The 15466-nt window shown below is 70.3% G+C and carries 13 protein-coding genes; 8 read left to right on the top strand and 5 right to left on the bottom strand.

Going from position 1 to position 15466, the window contains the following annotated elements; translation table 11 throughout:
- Nucleotides 1-66 precede the first annotated feature (66 nt).
- The gene (locus SY84_RS00515) at nucleotides 67-2100 is read left to right on the top strand and encodes a beta-N-acetylhexosaminidase (RefSeq protein WP_046842354.1); all 2034 of its coding nucleotides are present in this window, start codon (nucleotides 67-69) and stop codon (nucleotides 2098-2100) included.
- A gap of 31 nt (nucleotides 2101-2131) precedes the next feature.
- Here the strand turns inward: SY84_RS00515 and SY84_RS00510 are convergent, their stop codons facing one another.
- On the bottom strand, nucleotides 2132-2644 hold the full coding sequence (locus SY84_RS00510; protein WP_046842353.1) for a hypothetical protein: 513 nt from the start codon (nucleotides 2642-2644) through the stop codon (nucleotides 2132-2134).
- A gap of 167 nt (nucleotides 2645-2811) precedes the next feature.
- Here SY84_RS00510 and SY84_RS00505 point away from each other — a divergent pair, with 167 nt between their 5' ends.
- Nucleotides 2812-3573, top strand: a complete 762-nt coding sequence (locus SY84_RS00505) for a class I SAM-dependent methyltransferase (protein ID WP_046842352.1) — start codon at nucleotides 2812-2814, stop codon at nucleotides 3571-3573.
- A gap of 2 nt (nucleotides 3574-3575) precedes the next feature.
- On the opposite strand, the gene SY84_RS00500 is transcribed toward SY84_RS00505, so the two are convergent.
- The 3 genes from SY84_RS00500 to SY84_RS00490 all read right to left on the bottom strand — a co-directional run bounded on the left by SY84_RS00500 (nucleotide 3576) and on the right by SY84_RS00490 (nucleotide 7434).
- Nucleotides 3576-4094, bottom strand: coding sequence for a hypothetical protein (locus SY84_RS00500; protein WP_157882832.1), 519 nt, complete (start codon nucleotides 4092-4094; stop codon nucleotides 3576-3578).
- A 131-nt stretch (nucleotides 4095-4225) separates the two neighbouring features.
- Nucleotides 4226-6007: a translational GTPase TypA gene (gene typA / locus SY84_RS00495; protein WP_046842350.1), complete on the bottom strand. Its 1782-nt coding sequence runs from the start codon at nucleotides 6005-6007 to the stop codon at nucleotides 4226-4228.
- Between the two features lie 137 nt (nucleotides 6008-6144).
- Entirely contained in the window at nucleotides 6145-7434 is a 1290-nt protein-coding gene (locus SY84_RS00490; protein ID WP_046842349.1) for an AI-2E family transporter, read from the bottom strand.
- Between the two features lie 126 nt (nucleotides 7435-7560).
- On the opposite strand from SY84_RS00490, the gene SY84_RS00485 reads away from it, so the two are divergent.
- Nucleotides 7561-8367, top strand: a complete 807-nt coding sequence (locus SY84_RS00485; RefSeq protein ID WP_046844808.1) for a TerC family protein — start codon at nucleotides 7561-7563, stop codon at nucleotides 8365-8367.
- Between the two features lie 59 nt (nucleotides 8368-8426).
- Here SY84_RS00485 and SY84_RS00480 read toward each other — a convergent pair whose 3' ends face one another.
- On the bottom strand, nucleotides 8427-8816 hold the full coding sequence (locus tag SY84_RS00480) for an Hsp20/alpha crystallin family protein (RefSeq protein WP_046842348.1): 390 nt from the start codon (nucleotides 8814-8816) through the stop codon (nucleotides 8427-8429).
- 70 nt (nucleotides 8817-8886) lie between these two features.
- Between SY84_RS00480 and miaA the strand changes: the two genes are divergently transcribed.
- The 5 genes from miaA to wecB all read left to right on the top strand — a co-directional run bounded on the left by miaA (nucleotide 8887) and on the right by wecB (nucleotide 15466).
- Complete coding sequence (gene miaA / locus SY84_RS00475) at nucleotides 8887-9795, top strand: tRNA (adenosine(37)-N6)-dimethylallyltransferase MiaA (protein ID WP_046842347.1); 909 nt, start codon at nucleotides 8887-8889, stop codon at nucleotides 9793-9795.
- A gap of 132 nt (nucleotides 9796-9927) precedes the next feature.
- Nucleotides 9928-11169 (top strand): glucose-1-phosphate adenylyltransferase, encoded by a 1242-nt coding sequence (glgC, locus tag SY84_RS00470; protein WP_046842346.1) that lies wholly within the window; start codon nucleotides 9928-9930, stop codon nucleotides 11167-11169.
- Nucleotides 11170-11318: 149 nt separating this feature from the next.
- Nucleotides 11319-13070, top strand: coding sequence for a hypothetical protein (locus tag SY84_RS15690; RefSeq protein ID WP_157882831.1), 1752 nt, complete (start codon nucleotides 11319-11321; stop codon nucleotides 13068-13070).
- 123 nt (nucleotides 13071-13193) lie between these two features.
- Entirely contained in the window at nucleotides 13194-14339 is a 1146-nt protein-coding gene (locus tag SY84_RS00460) for an MraY family glycosyltransferase (protein ID WP_046842345.1), read from the top strand.
- Nucleotides 14336-15466: a non-hydrolyzing UDP-N-acetylglucosamine 2-epimerase gene (gene wecB / locus SY84_RS00455; protein WP_046842344.1), complete on the top strand. Its 1131-nt coding sequence runs from the start codon at nucleotides 14336-14338 to the stop codon at nucleotides 15464-15466. The genes SY84_RS00460 and wecB overlap by 4 nt, the downstream gene beginning before the upstream one ends.

Raw genomic sequence — 15466 nt, 5'->3', positions numbered from 1 at the left:
GGTGCAGGGAGCGGGAGGCGGCGCGCGGTCAGGTGGCGCCCGCCTCCCTCCCCTTTCGGAGGACGCATGAAACAGCACGTATCGGGCCTGGGGGCCCTGTTGATCAGCCTGAGCCTGCACGCGGCGGCGACGCCCGTGACCCTCACCCCGGCAGCAGAGGCGCGTGTGCAGACGCCGTTCGCGGCGCTCGTACCACAGCCGAAGGCGGCAACCTTCCCGAACGGCACGCTGCCCCTGAGCGGGCTGGGCGTGCGCGTGGTGGGGACGGCGCCGGAGCTGGGCTGGGCCGCGCGGGACCTGCGCGCCGAGTGGAAAACCCGACTGGGCCTGACTCTGGGCGACGCCGCAGCCGGGGCAAAGGGCATCGTGATCGGCACGCTGGCGGACGCCGATCTGGCCGCCCGCACCAAGGCGGCGGGCCTGACGCCCAGTGGACCGGAAGCCTACGCGCTCTGGGTGGACGACGGGGGCGCATTCGTGGTGGGCGCGGACGCGCGCGGCGCGTACCTGGGCGCGCAGACCCTGCGGCAGCTCCTGACGCCCGCCGGGCTGCGTTACGCCCGCATCACCGACGCGCCCGCCCTGCGCCAGCGCGTGGCGATGATCTACCTCGACCAGTACAGCAAGGGGGTGAACGACGCCCTGATCCCCATGCTGGCCGCCCTGAAGTACAACGCGGTGCTCGTCATGAGCAACTACGTGCAGTGGGACACGGCGAAAGCGGGGGGCTTCGCGCATCCCGGCGGGGCCAGCAAGGCCGAGGCGCGGCGCGTGGCGGAACTGGCCCGCAGCTACGGCCTGGAGGTCATCCCCCTGATCGAGACGCTGTCTCACGCGGGCTGGATGTTCTACGGCGGCAAGAACCTCGACCTGCGGCAGGACCCGGACAGCCAGAACCCCTGGGCGTACGACACGCTGAACCCCGCCACCTACGACCGCGTGATCCTCCCCATCCTGAAGGAGGCCGTGGAGGTCTTCGGGCCGAAGGTCGTTCACCTGGGGCACGACGAGGTCCGCAACCGCGACCGCTTCCCCGCCCGCGAGAACGGCAAGGCGGTGGGGTTCGAGACGCTGTTCGTGAACGACGTGGTGAAACTCCACGGGTACCTCAAGGGACTGGGCGTGGACAGCATGATCTGGCACGACACCGCCTTCGCGGACGCCGTGATCGGCACGCTGCCCGCCCGCCTGCCGAAGGACCTGCAGGTGGCGTACTGGAACTACGCGCCGGGGAACAGCTTCTCCATGCTGGGCACCATCCAGAAACTGGGCTTCCCCACCTTCGGGGCCAGCTGGTCCGATCCGGGCAACGCCGAGGGGCACGCGCAGGCCGCCGCCGGGCTGGGCGCGCAGGGCATGATCCAGACCCGCTGGACCGGGTACTTCGGGAACCCCAGCATCTGGGACGGAAACGCCGACCAGGGCACGCCGTTCGTCCGCGCGGCGGGCGCCTTCTGGAACCCGGCCGCGCCGCCCGTGAGGGACGCGGAACTGCGCTACCGCGACCTCTACCAGCCCACCCCCTACCGCGCCGAGAGCGGCGCCACGGTGGACCTCTCCCCCGTCGTCACGCGCGCCCTGGCCGACGAGGACGGCAGCGGCTGGATCGGCAAGGGCCGGGACATCGACCTGCGCAACCTCAGGGGCGGCGTGCAGCGGCTGGGCGCGTACCTGTTCGACGTCCGGGGCGCCGTGATGCTGCGCGGCAGCCGCGCCAGCGTCAAGACCCTGCCCGAGCGCGCCACGGCAGACCTGAACCGCAGGGCCCGCGCCCTGGCGTTCCTGCACGCCACCGGCTGGCCCGCCGCCACCAACCGCGAGAAGGTCGGTCAGTATGAGATCGAATACGAAGGCGGGTCAAAGATCACGCAGCCGCTGGAGTATGGGCGGCACATCCGCGCCTGGACGGACACCGCACCCACCAGCATGATCCCCGCCCCCGGCTGGAACGGCGTGACCGGCGAGGGCCTGAACGTCGCCGTCCCCGTCCTCGAATGGGTGAATCCCAGGCCCGACCAGGTCATCCGCTCAGTGACGCTGGTCAGCGCGGGCGGCAACGCCAACCCCGCCCTGCTGGGCCTGACGGTCCTGGGCGACTGACGCTTACCAGTGACGCCCGCGACCGCCGGCCCTACGGGCAGTGGTCGCGGGTGCCGAACTGCAAGGCCGTAGGCCGGGTCTCATCTGACGGGGTGGCCCGCTGGCACACCCGGCGTCCCGCCCCGTCCAGGCGGGTGAAGAACACCTGCCCCGCCACGCTGGGGATCACGTCCAGACCGCCCCGCTTAGCGGGTACCGCTCCAGCGGTGGTGCGCAGCGGAAAGGCCAGCGCGCGTGCCAGTGGCGTGGTGGGTGTCCACCCTTCGGGGGCCCCCACAGCCTCGGCACACCACACGAGGCGCGTGCGGTGTCCGGCGAGCTGGTACGCGGACGCCACACCGTACGAGAAGGTGTATACGCGGTCGGCGCGACCGGTCGGGAACACCACGATCTCGGTATGCCAGTCTGCCTGACCGCCACTGGTACAGCGGTGACCGGGAAACTGCCGATCATGCTGCTGGGTCAGAGCCAGGGTCTGCTGCCGGGCCGTGACCAGCGGAGCCACCTGTGCGGACGCGCCGCCCAGCAGGGACAGCGCTCGCATCCCCCGCAGCCTACTCCGGGGACCCTCTGCCGGATGGCGCATGTGCGCGGGGCAGCGGCCAGGGTAGCCTGACCCGATCCCATGGAGCCTGCCCTGATGCGCCTGCGTTGAACCCGCCCCATACGGCCCGAATCCACATCCGTCCCGTCTGACCTGGGAGGTCAACCATGCCGCATTCACCGTCCTCTTCGTGGGCCGCGCCCTTTTACGACGTTCAGGAGGCCCTGACCGGGTGTTACTCCGCCGAGCCGCATCCCAGTCATGCCGGGCAGGTGCGGGGGCTGCGCGCGCAGTTCCCGCAGGCGTCCACGCTGCTGGAACTCGGGGCGGGCGGGGGTCAGTTCGCGGTGACGGCGGCGCAGGCCGGGTTGACCGTCACCGCGCTGGAGCTGCGCGCCTCGGCCGCCGGGCACGCCCAGCAGCTGGCCCGGCAGCGCGGCGTCCCGCTGGAGGTCGTGCAGGAGAGCTTCTACACTGCCGATCTGACCGGCCCGTTCGACCTGATCGTGTACTGGGACGGGTTCGGTATCGGTACGGACGATGAGCAGCGGCAGCTGCTGCGCCGGGTCGCCGGGTGGCTCGCACCGGGCGGGCACGCGGTGCTGGACGTGTACACGCCGTGGTACTGGGCCCGGCATGCGGGCTTCACCCGCCGCACCGAGACCTGCACGCAGGTGTACGGCTTCGACGCGCCCGGCTGCCGCATGACGGACACGTACACCGGCCAGGACGGGGTCGAGCACACGCAGTCGCTGCGCTGCTACTCCCCGCAGGATCTGAGCCTGCTGCTGACCGGAACCGGCCTGCATCTGGCGGCAGCCGAACCGGGAGGCCAGTTCGATCCGGACACCAGTCAGTGGCACCCGCAGGCCGAATGGCACCGCTGCATGACCTTCCAGGCAGTCCTCACGCACGCAGACCGGGGCTGACCTCAGGGCAGGATGACGTGGCGGTCGCTGGATTTCACGCGCGCGCGGTCCTTCCCGCCGTAGGTGTAGCAGCGGGTGAGGACGCTGAACGTCCACGACCCGTCAGGCAGGCGGAAGCGGATGCTGACGTCCACGTCGTTCCGCTGGGCGGTGACGTACCCGTCGACCTGCGTCGCGTCCTGGAATCCGGCGGCCAGGACGGCGTCCCGGATGGCGGCCAGCTGATCTGTGCGGTCGCCCGGGGGTGAGGTCATGACGCCGCCGCCGCTGTAGCGTGATCCGATGCCGCCCGGGCAGGTGAACCAGCGGGCGTCGGCCTTCAGGTCGGTGCCCTGGACGGCGCGGGCGCTGGCGGTCATGGCGTCGCGCAGGGCGGTGTCGGCGGCCGCCTGGGTGGTGTCGGCGGAGCGGTCGTCGCGGCCCGGCGAGCAGGCACTCAGCAGGGTGGCAAGGGTCAGGGCGGCGAGCGTCAGGGCAGCCAGGGGCAACGGGCGGGAGCGGGGGACGGTGGTGGCGTTCACGGGGGGCACCTCCTGGTCACGCTGGATTGCCCGAGTGTAGGGCGGGCAGGGCGTGAGGGCGGTGAGGGCCGGGCCAAGGCCAAAGGCAACACCCCCTCCGGGAAGGGAGGGGGCGCGGCGCATTGCGGAGTTTACTTGCGGAAGCTGGGGTTCAGGACTTTCTTGCGCAGGCGGATGCTCTGGGGGGTCAGTTCGACGAGTTCGTCCTCGCTGATGTACTCCAGGGCGTCTTCCAGGCTCATGCGCTTGGGGGGGATCAGGGTCAGGGCCTCGTCGGCGCCGCTGGAGCGGACGTTCGTGAGCTTCTTGTTCTTGCAGACGTTCACGTTCATGTCCTGCTCGCGGGCGTTCTCGCCGACGATCATGCCGACGTACACGTCCTGACCGGCGTCGATGAAGAAGCTGCCGCGGTCCTGGAGTTTCCAGATGGAGTACGCGAACGCGACGCCGTCTTCCATGCTGACCAGCGAGCCGTTCTGGCGGGTCTTGAGTTCACCGGCCCACGGGGCGTACCCGTCGAAGATGTGACTCATGATGCCTTCGCCCTGCGTCATGCTCAGGAACTGGGTGCGGAAGCCGAACAGGGCGCGGCTGGGAATCTTGAATTCCACGCGGGTGCGGGTGCCCTGGGGTTCCATGTTGACCATCTGGCCCTTGCGGGCGCCGAGGACGCCGATGACGGTGCTGGAGTGCTGTTCGGGCACGTCGATCACGAGGTGTTCGATGGGTTCGTGCTTCTCGCCGTCGATCTCGCGGATGATGACCTGGGGCGCGCCGACCTGCACTTCGTAGCCTTCGCGGCGCATGGTTTCCAGGAGGATCGAGAGGTGCAGTTCGCCGCGGCCGCTGACCTTGAATTCGTCGGGGCGGATTTCCTCGACCTTCAGGGACACGTTGGTCATCACTTCGCGCTTGAGGCGGTCGTTGATGTGACGGCTGGTGACGTACTTGCCTTCCTTGCCGGCAAACGGGCTGGTGTTCGGCTGGAAGATCATGCTCACGGTGGGTTCGTCCACGGTGATGATGGGCAGCGCCTCGGGGTCGGCGAGGTCGGCGACGGTCTCGCCGATCTGCGCGTCCTCGATGCCGGCCAGGGCGACGATGTCACCGGCGCCCACCTGGTCGATCTCGATGCGGCGCAGGCCCATGTGGGTGAAGGGCTGCACGACGCGGGTCTTGGTCATGGTGCCGTCTTTGTGCATCAGCTGGACGAATTCACCCTTCTTGACGACCCCGCGGTTGACGCGGCCCAGCACGATGCGGCCCAGGTACTCGTTGTAGTCAAGGTTCGTGACGAGCATCTGGAAGGGGGCGTCCAGGTCGACCTTGGGGGCCGGGATGTGCTCGAGCACCATGTCGAACAGTTCGTGCATGTCCTCGGTGGGGGCGTTCAGGTCCTTGTAGGCCTTGCCTTCGCGGGCGATGGCGTACAGGATCGGGAAGTCCAGCTGGTCGTCGTTCGCGCCGAGTTCGGCCATCAGGTCGAAGGTGAGGTTCACGACCTCCTCGGGGCGGGCGTCGTTGCGGTCGATCTTGTTGATGACCACGATGGGCTTGAGGCCCAGTTCGATGGCCTTGCGCAGCACGAAGCGGGTCTGGGGCATGGGGCCTTCGGCGGCGTCCACGAGCACCAGGCAGCCGTCGACCATGCCGAGGACGCGCTCGACCTCCCCGCCGAAGTCGGCGTGGCCGGGGGTGTCGACGATGTTGATCTTCACGCCGTTGTACTCGACGGCGGTGTTTTTCGCGAGAATGGTGATGCCGCGCTCGCGTTCGAGGTCGTTACTGTCCATGGCGCGCTCGGCAATTTCCTCACCGTGGCCGAGTTTCAGGGTCTGCTTGAGCAGGCCGTCGACGAGCGTGGTCTTGCCGTGGTCGACGTGGGCGATGATGGCGATGTTGCGGTATTCCATGTAGTTCAGCTCCCTTGTTGTCGGAGCGGTTGGCCCTCTGCGCCTTTGCGCGCGCCGGCGGCCTTCTGCTCTCGTAGGCATGAAAAAGCCCGCCGCACGTCGCGTGGGCGGGACACCCAAACGCAGATTCTAGCAGATCAGGGGGCGCGCGGGGCGGATGGACCGCCGGGCGGGTCCTGGGGACTGGCCCCGTCGGGGGTGACGTCGGCGGCCAGCGCAGCCTCGAGGTCCAGTTCGCCGTCTTCCAGCTGCCGTTCGAGTTCGGCTTCCTGCACCTCGGCGCGGGCCCTGCGCACAGCCTCTCTGGCCTCATCCTCGCGTTCGAGCTGGTCTTCCACGACGCCGCTGATGAGAGCCATAGCGACCGCGTCGGGGATGTCCGGGGCTTCGCGCAGGTAGAAGTGCTGGTAGACGGCCTTGATGACGATCAGGAACGGGACGGTCAGGAACGCGCCGACCAGGCCGAACACGCCGCCGAACAGCACGACGCCCACGATGACGCTCAGGGGGTGCAGGTTGCCCGCGCCCCCGACGAGCAGGGGGCTGAGGGCGAAGCCGCTGACCTGCTGGAACACCAGGACGAACACGGCAACCCACACGGCCTTCTGGGGATCGTCGGCCAGCGTGAACAGGACCGGTGGGATGGTCGCGAAGATCGGGCCGATGGTGGGGACCAGTTCGCCCAGCGCGGCGAGCAGGCCGAACACCAGCCAGTTCTGCACGCCCAGCAGGTAGAAGCCCAGCGCGGTGCAGGAGCCGGTGACGAGCATCACGAGGAGCGTGGCGCGGCCCCAGGCGCCGGTCTGCTTGAGGATCTGTGCCAGGGCGTACGTGGCGGCCAGCCGGTGCTTGGGCGGCACGGCGCCCAGGACGCCGTTCACGAGTGGCACGGGGTTCCCCAGGACGTACACGACCATGACGAGCGTGATCAGGCCGGTGAACACGCCGCCCAGCACGAGGCTCAGGAGGCTGGGCAGTTGCTCGGCCGCGCGGCTGCCCACCTTGCTCAGCTGCGCCTGGGCACGGTCGAAGATGTCAGGGGGGAGCATGGCGTCCAGCTGAGGGTGGGCGCGCAGCCACGCATTCAGCTGCGGCTCGATGCGGCTGAGGTTGAAGCTGCTCCCGCCGATGCTGCCCAGCTGAGCGGCGATGGGCGGCACGGCCAGGAACAGCGCCACGCCGATCACGGCGACGACCAGCAGCACGGTCAGGGACCCGGCGGCCGCGCGGGGCATCCAGCGTTCCAGGCGCCGCGCGACGGGGTTCAGGGCGGTGGCGACGATGATCGCCAGCGTGATGGCCAGCAGGCTGGGGGCGACCTTGCTGAAGAAGGACAGGCCCAGCAGGATCAGGATGACGGCGGTGGCGACCGGCAGCAGGTTCAGGACAAAGACACTGGCGGGTGGGCGCGGATCAGGGGTGGTCACGGGCGACCCCGTCGGGAGGCTGAGCGTGGCATGAGAATTGCAGTGTAGGAGGCAGGCCAGGCGGGGCACTTGAGCGTCCCTTTACCCTCCGCGCGGTGGCGGTGCGCACTGCGTAGCGTGCTGGGCATGAGCGAGTTCCTGCATGTCCTGACTACCCCGCAGGGCTGGGTGGCGGTCCTGAGCCTCACGCTGCTGGAACTCGTGCTGGGCATCGACAACATCGTGTTCATCACGCTGCTCGCCTCGAGGCTGCCGAGGTCGCAGCAGGCGCTGGCCCGCACGCTGGGCCTGGGGCTGGCGGTCGTGACGCGCGTGGCGCTGCTGGCGGGTATCGCGTGGCTCACGCGCCTGCAGGCGCCGCTGTTCAGTTTGCTGGGGCAGGACTTCAGTGTCCGTGACCTGATCCTGATCGGCGGGGGGCTGTTCCTGATGGTCAAGAGCGTCCGGGAACTGTCGCGCATGTCGGCCGACCCGCTGGGCAGCGGCGAGGCGCAGGTGGGGCAGGTGTCGTTCCTGAGTGTGATCCTGCAGATTCCGCTGATCGACATCGTGTTCAGCCTGGACAGCGTGATCACCGCCATCGGCGTGAGCGGCGACGTCCCCGTCATGATCACGGCGGTCGTGATCGCCATGATCATCATGGTGGCTGCCAGCGGCCCGATCAGCCGCTACCTGGACACCCACCCCCCGCTCAAGCTGCTCGCGGCGGCGTTCCTGCTGCTGGTCGGCACGAATCTGGTCGCGGAGGCCTTCGAGGTAGGTGTGCCGAGCGCGTACCTGTACTTCACGATGCTGTTCGCCGGGGTGGTCATGCTGTTTACGGTCCGCGCGGCCCGCACCGTCCGCTCGCAGGCTGTGGAGCGCGCCGTGCAGGAGGCGCTGCTGGCCCGCAAGGACGAGGCGGCCACCGGCGAGCCACCGCAGGACCGCTGAACCTCCACCGGAGCGCCACGCGCCAGCGAGCCAGAGCGCTTCACCGGGCGCCACTTCGGTCAGTCGTCGCTGTGGGCCGTCACGTTGATGGTCGGGTGGCGTTTCTCAAATTTCACGGTCAGCACGCCGCCGCTCAGGGTGGCCTGACCGGACTGGGGCACGACCGGCTCGGGGAAGGTGAAGGTGCGGCGGAAGGTGCCACTGGGCCGCTCGGCGTGCAGCAGGCGGGTCAGTTCGGGGCGCTGTCCGGCGACGGTCACGGTGTCACCCTCCTCGAGCAGTTCGAGGCTGTCGGGGAGGGCGCCGGGAACGTCCAGGTGCAGTTCCAGGTGGGTGTCGCCGTCGCACCAGTCGGCAGCGGGGGTCCACGGGCCGACGCCCGCGAGGGCCTCGACCTCCTCGCGCAGCGTCATGAGGTGGTGCAGGCGCGCCAGCACGGGTTCGTTCATGCGGCCCAGGCTAGCACCGCTCGGCGCGGCAACACTGTGCATTCCCGCCCGGGCGGCTATCATCGGGCGCGTGCAAGGCCCGCAGACCGTTCCGATCCTGACCGCCCCGACCGCCGCCGGGAAGTCGGCCCTGGCGCTGGAGGCGGCCCTGGCGTACGGCGCGGAGGTCATCAGCGCGGACGCGTTCACGGTATACCGGGGCCTGGATATCGGCACGGCGAAGCCAAGTGCAGCGGACCTCTCGCGTGTGCCGCACCACCTGATCGACGTGGCGGAGGTGACCGGGGCGTTCGACGTGGCGCGCTTCGTGGCGCTCGCCGAGGCGGCCATCGGGGACGTCCTGGCGCGTGGGCGGACGCCGCTGGTGGTGGGCGGCACCGGCTTCTACCTGCAGGGCCTGATGCAGGGGCTGCCGCTGACCCCCCCCAGCGACCCGCACGTGCGCGCGCAGGTCGAGGCGGACCTGGAGGCGCGGGGCTTGGACGCACTGCTGGCCGACATCGCCGCGACGGACCCGGCCGAGGCGGCGCGCATGGAACGTAACCCGCGCCGGGTGGTCCGGGCCGTGGAGGTCCACCGCCGGACCGGGCGGTTCCCGGGGTCGTTCGGGCGCAGTGAGCCCGCGTTCCGCTACGCGCCGCTGGCGTTCACGCGGCCCGCGCCGGATCTGGAGGCCCGCATGCACGCGCGGGTGACTGAGATGTTCGCGCGTGGCTGGGCGGACGAGGCCGCGTGGCTCGCCGGGCAGGTGGAACCGGAGGCGCGACCGCGCCCCACGGTGTGGCAGGCGCTCGGGTACCGTGAGGCGCTGGCAGTGGCTCGCGGGTCCCTGAGCGTGGAGGACGCGGCGGCGCAGGTGACGCTCGCCACGCGTCAGTATGCCAAGCGGCAGCTGACGTTCATGCGGACGCAGCTGCGCGCCCCTGTATTAAGTGCCGGTGAAGTCCACGCGGCCCTGCGGGACGTCCTGAGCCGCTAGGGTAACGCCTCCGCAGGTCATGCTGGCGGGCTGTGCAGCCCACCCCGGCGAGCGCGACCGGGCCGGTCCGGTATTGTGACAGTCACCCGCAGCGTCCGCCCACGTCCACCGCCATCACTGGAGGGAGCACACATGAAACCACGCGTTCTGGGAATGATCCTCGCGGGCGGGCAGGGCAGCCGCCTGGCCCCGCTGACGCAGAAGCGCAGCAAACCGGCGGTGCCGTTCGGCAGCAAGTACCGCATCATCGACTTCGCGATCAACAACTTCATCAACAGCGGCGTGTTCTCCATCTACGTGCTCACGCAGTACAAGGCGCAGAGCCTCACCGAGCACATCCAGCGCGGCTGGCGGTTCGGGACGTTCCTCAGCGACTACTTCATCACGCTGGTCCCCGCGCAGATGTACCGCATCGAGGAACTCGGGCCCGTGTGGTACCGCGGGACCGCCGACGCGGTGTACCAGAACATGCACCTGATCGACAACTACGAGGCCGACTACGTCGCGATCTTCAGCGGCGACCACATCTACAAGATGAACGTCGAGCACATGCTGCAAAAACACATCGAGACCCGCGCGGACGTCACCATCGCCGCGTACCCGATGCCGCAGGCGCAGGCGCACCAGTTCGGCGTGATGCACGTCGACCAGAACTGGCGCGTTACGGACTTCCTGGAAAAACCCAAAAACCCGCCCAGCATCCCCGGGCAGGAGGGCGTGAGCCTGACCAGCATGGGGAACTACATCTTCTCGCGCCGCGCGCTGGAGGAACTGCTCGAGACGAACATGGGTGGCGGCGAGGCCGGGTTCGACTTCGGCGGGGACGTCATTCCCCGCGCCCTGAGCGACGGGTACAACGTCATGGCATACGACTTCCACCGCAACCCCATCCCCGGGCAGGGCGGTCCGAACACGTACTGGCGGGACGTGGGGACGCTCGACGCGTACTTCGACGCCAGCATGGACCTCGTGAGTGTGAACCCGGAGTTCGACATCTACAACCCGCAGTGGCCGCTGCGGACCAGCAGCGAGTTCTCCCCACCCGCGAAGTTCGTGCACGAGAGTGACGGCCGCAAGGGGCAGGCGTTCAACACGATCATGGCGGGGGGCGCGATCATCAGCGGCGGCACCGTCCGCGACAGCCTGCTGGGGCGCGGCGTGCGCACCCACTCGTACTCGCTGGTCGAGAGCTGCGTGCTGTTCGACGACGTGGAGGTCGGCCGCCACGCACACATCCGCAACTGCATCGTGGACAAGAACGTGATCATCCCGCCCGGCACGAAGATCGGCCTGGACCCCGAGGAGGACCGCGCCCGGGGCTTCAGCGTCACGGACAACGGCGTGGTCGTCGTCCCGAAGGGCTTCACGTTCTGACCTGAAGGCACGGGTATGCAGGGGCACCGGGCTATGCCGCCGGTGCCCCTGTTTCACCTGCCTCACCGTCTTACCTGCTAGACGGTCCCGCCCGGTGAGAGCGCACCGGGACAGACGGCTGTCAGGGTGGGCACGCTACACTCCGCCGCGTGTCCCCTCGCCCGCCTGTCCGTCTTGCCCGCGTGGCTGCCCTGGGCGCCCTGCTCGGTTCCGCCGGGGCCGTCACCCTGAGCCTCCGCGACGCCCCGCTGCTGCCCGGCCCTCCCGCCCTGACCGAGGCCCGCTGGGACGCCGCCGAGGGCGTGCACCTGTGCCTGGGCGAGCGGCTGCTGCATCTGGGGGCCGCCGACCCGAGCAGCCCCGCCAGTACGTGGCTAGGCGGGCCCTGCCGCGCCGTGAGCGTCACGCCGGACGCCACGCTGGCCGCCGCGCTCGTCGGGGACCGCGTGGTTCTCGTGGACGTGGCGCAGCGGCGCGTGACCGGCACCCTGACCTTTACCGGCCTGAGTGGCGCGGGGTTCCGGTCGGGCGGTGAGCTGCTCGTGGGGTCCGGGGCAGGTCTAGAACGGGTGAACCCGGCGGACCTGTCGCGGGAGGTGCTCGACCCGGCGCCCGTGGCGGCGCTGACGGTCGCGGCGGACGGCAGTCGCGCGCTGGTCGTGCGGGGCAGCCGCGCGCAACTGCTCGACACGCGCACGCTGCGGGTCCTGAGCGGCATGAGCTGCGACGACACCTGCGCGCCGGGCCGCGCGGTGTTCAGCGCCGACGGGCGCAGCGTGACCGTGCCGCTGGGACGGACGCTGGTCGCGCTGCGGGACGGACTGCCCGCGACGACCGTGCTGCGCGCCAGCGACCCCGAGACGGCCGGGGCGTACAGCGGCCTGCCGCTGCGCAACAACACGGTGCTCATCCTGCGTGACGGCGAGACGCAGGTGCGGGACGTGCAGACCGGGCACCGGGAACGCCGCGCGAACCTGAGCGGCCTGGGGGCCACGCCCGCCAGCCTCTCACCGCGTGAACAGGTGCTGAGTCTCAGTAGCGGCGGCGGTGGCGCGGCCCTGAGCGCCGGGACGCCCGATCAGCCGACCGCGCGGACCCTGCTGCGCCTGCCCGGCGCGGTGCGGGCCGGGGCGGTCCTCGCGGACGGTTCGGTGGCGACCGTGGGCCGCGACGACACGCTGCGGGCCGGACCGCGCGCCGCGCCCGCGCTGGACGTGCAGGGCGTGGGGCGCTTCACGTTCGCCCTGACTGGCAGCGGCGCGGCGGAACTGCGCGGCGGGACGCTCGTGCCACTGGCCGGGCAGCGGGGCGCGACCGCCCTGAGCGTGAACCACTGGGGCAACCACGTCGCCAGCTGGAACGCGCAGGGGCTGAGCGTCACCGCGCAGAAGACCGGCCGGGTGACGTTCACGGTGGCCCTGCCGGGGCTGGCCCGAGTGACGGTGTCGCCGGACGCCACGCGCGCGTACCTGTTTCCCGCGCGGGGCGAGGCGCGCGTCATGCTGCTCGCCAACCGCAAGACCTTCGCGCTGCCGGTCACGCCGGGCGCCGCTTACCGCGACGTGCAGATCAGCGGCAGGGGCACCTTCGCGTACCTGCGGGCCGACGGCCGCACCGACCTGTACGCGCCGGGGCAGCGGCAGCCGCTGGCGACCCTGCCCGGCGGCGCGCCCATCCGCTTCAGTCCCGACAGCACGCTGCTGGCCGCCGCGACGCCCACGCCGTCCGGGTGGGTGGTGGTGCTGCACGACCCGGCCAGCGGGCGGGAATTGACCCGCAGCGTCCCGCTCGACGGCGCGCCTGCGTTCCTGGCGTGGGGGGCGGACAGCCGCACGCTGCTGGTCGGCGCGGGACCGCTGAACGGGCTGAGCAGCGTGCTCACGTTCACCGTGACGCCCTGACCGACCGGCCCGGACCACCTCCACCATCCCGAAGTGGAGGCAGGGGCTGGGCATCCCTGGATGAGAGGGTGCTCAGGGCACCTAAACCTTCCGGGCGTGGCAGCCGTTACACTTGGGCCGTTTATGGAGTCACTCCGCGCACTTGCTGCACAGCTGGGGATCGCCGACCTGACCGGGCGGGGATTCCTGAGCGTTCTGATCACCTTCGTCAGCGCCGGGGTGTTCACCTGGTTCTTCATTCCGCGCCTGCGGGACTTCGCCATTCAGGTCGGGTGGGCCGACCAGCCCAACGAACGCCGCCTGAACAAGGAACCCCTGCCCAATGCCGGGGGGCTGGCCATCTACGCCGGGTTCATCGTGAGCATCATCCTGGCGTGGGCGCTGCGGCCCATCGCGGTGGACATCGTGAACATCCAGGTGCTGGCGATCCTGCTGGGCGCGTCCATGCTGGTGCTGGTCGGCTTCATCGACGACCAGTACGGCCTGTCGCCCGTCACGCGGCTGCTGGTCCAGACGCTCGCGGCGATCCTGCTGCTGGTCAACGACCTGCGCATCGACCTGAACAGCATTCCCTTCATTCCGGCGCTGCCGGACGTGATCAACCAGCCGCTGAGCACGGTCGTCACGATCCTGTGGGTGGTGGCCCTGACGAACGCCGTGAACCTCCTGGACGGCGTGGACGGTGTGGTGGGCGGCGTGGCGTTCGTGGCGAGTTTCGTGTTGCTCGCCACTGCCGCGCAGTTCCCGGACCGCGCCGCGGCCGTCGTTCTGCTCGCGGGCCTGTCCGGCGCGGCGCTGGGGTACCTGCGGCATAACTTCAACCCCAGCCGCATCATCATGGGCGACGCGGGCAGCACCCTCTTCGGGTACACGCTGGCCGCCGTGAGCCTGCTGGGCACGCTGAAGTTCAGTGCGGGCGCCAGCCTGATCGTGCCGCTGATCGTGCTGGCGCTGCCGCTGCTGGACACCACCCAGGTCGTGATCGGGCGGCTGGCACGCGGTATCCGCAACCCGCTGCGGCACCCGGACAAGACCCACATCCATCACCGGGTGCTGGCGCGGACCAGCAGCGCGCGGCGCACCGCCGTGATCCTGTGGCTGGTGGCGCTGGCGTGCGGCACGGTCGGCATGAGCCTTCAGGGCCTGCGCTTCCAGGCGATTGTCGGCACGATCGTGACGGCCATGTTGTGCCTGATCTTCGTCGCGTACCGCCGCGTGCGCGCCCGCAACCTTGAACTCGCCCAGCATGGGCAGGGAGACGACGAATGAAAAAGATTGTCCTCGCCTTCGGGACGCGTCCCGAGGCCACCAAGATGGCTCCCGTCTACCGCGCCGTGGAGGCGCAGAGCGGCCTGAAAGCGCTGATCCTCTCGACGGGGCAGCAGCGGCAGATGCTCGACGGGGCGCTGAACGTGTTCGGCCTGACCCCGGACCGGGACCTGAACGTCATGACGGACCGTCAGACCCTCGCGGACCTGACGGCGCGGATCGTGCCGCAGGCCGGGCAGACCCTGCGCGAGATGGGCGCGGACATGGTCCTCGTGCACGGCGACACCAGCACGAGTTTCTGCGTGGCCCTGAGTGCCTTCTACGAGGGCATCCCGGTCGGGCACGTCGAGGCGGGCCTGCGCAGCGGCAGCCTGCGTGAACCCTTCCCCGAGGAAGCGAACCGCCGCCTGACCGGCGTGCTGAGCACCCTGGACTTCGCCCCCACAGCCGGCAGCAAGGCGAACCTGCTGCGCGAGGGCAAGGCCCCTGACGGCATCGTCGTGACCGGGCAGACCGCCGTGGACGCCGTGCGCGAGGTGGCGGGCCGCGTGCCGCTGCGCGCCGCGTGGCAGGCCCGCGTGGACGCCGGGCAGCCGCTCGTGACGGTCACCATGCACCGCCGCGAGAACCAGCCCATGATGCGCGAGATGGCCCAGGCCCTCGCCCGCGTGGCGCAGGCCCACCCGGACCACCACTTCATCTACCCGGTGCACCTGTCGCCCGCCGTGCAGGAGGCGGTGCGCCCGGCACTGGAGGGCGTGGCGAACTTCGAACTGACCGATCCGCTGGATTACAGCGACATGGCGCCCCTGATGGCCGCGTCGCGCCTCCTGGCCACCGACAGCGGCGGCCTTCAGGAGGAAGGCGCGGCGCTGGGCGTGCCCGTCGCGGTGCTGCGCAACGTCACCGAGCGGCCCGAGGGGGTCGAGGCGGGCGTCCTGCGGCTCGCGGGGAACGACCCGGCGCAGCTGGAAGCCACCCTGCTGGACCTGCTGGGCAGTGAACCCACCCTCGCCGCGATGCGCGCCGCCCGCAACCCCTACGGGGACGGTCAGGCCGCGCAGCGGATCGCGCAGGCCATCGCGTGGCACTTCGGCCTCGCGGAGCGCCCGGCCGACTGGACCTGA

It is taken from the genome of Deinococcus soli (ex Cha et al. 2016) (genome assembly GCF_001007995.1).
In the GTDB taxonomy this organism is placed as follows: Bacteria; Deinococcota; Deinococci; order Deinococcales; family Deinococcaceae; genus Deinococcus; species Deinococcus soli.
This window is presented reverse-complemented; position numbering and strand designations above follow the sequence as displayed.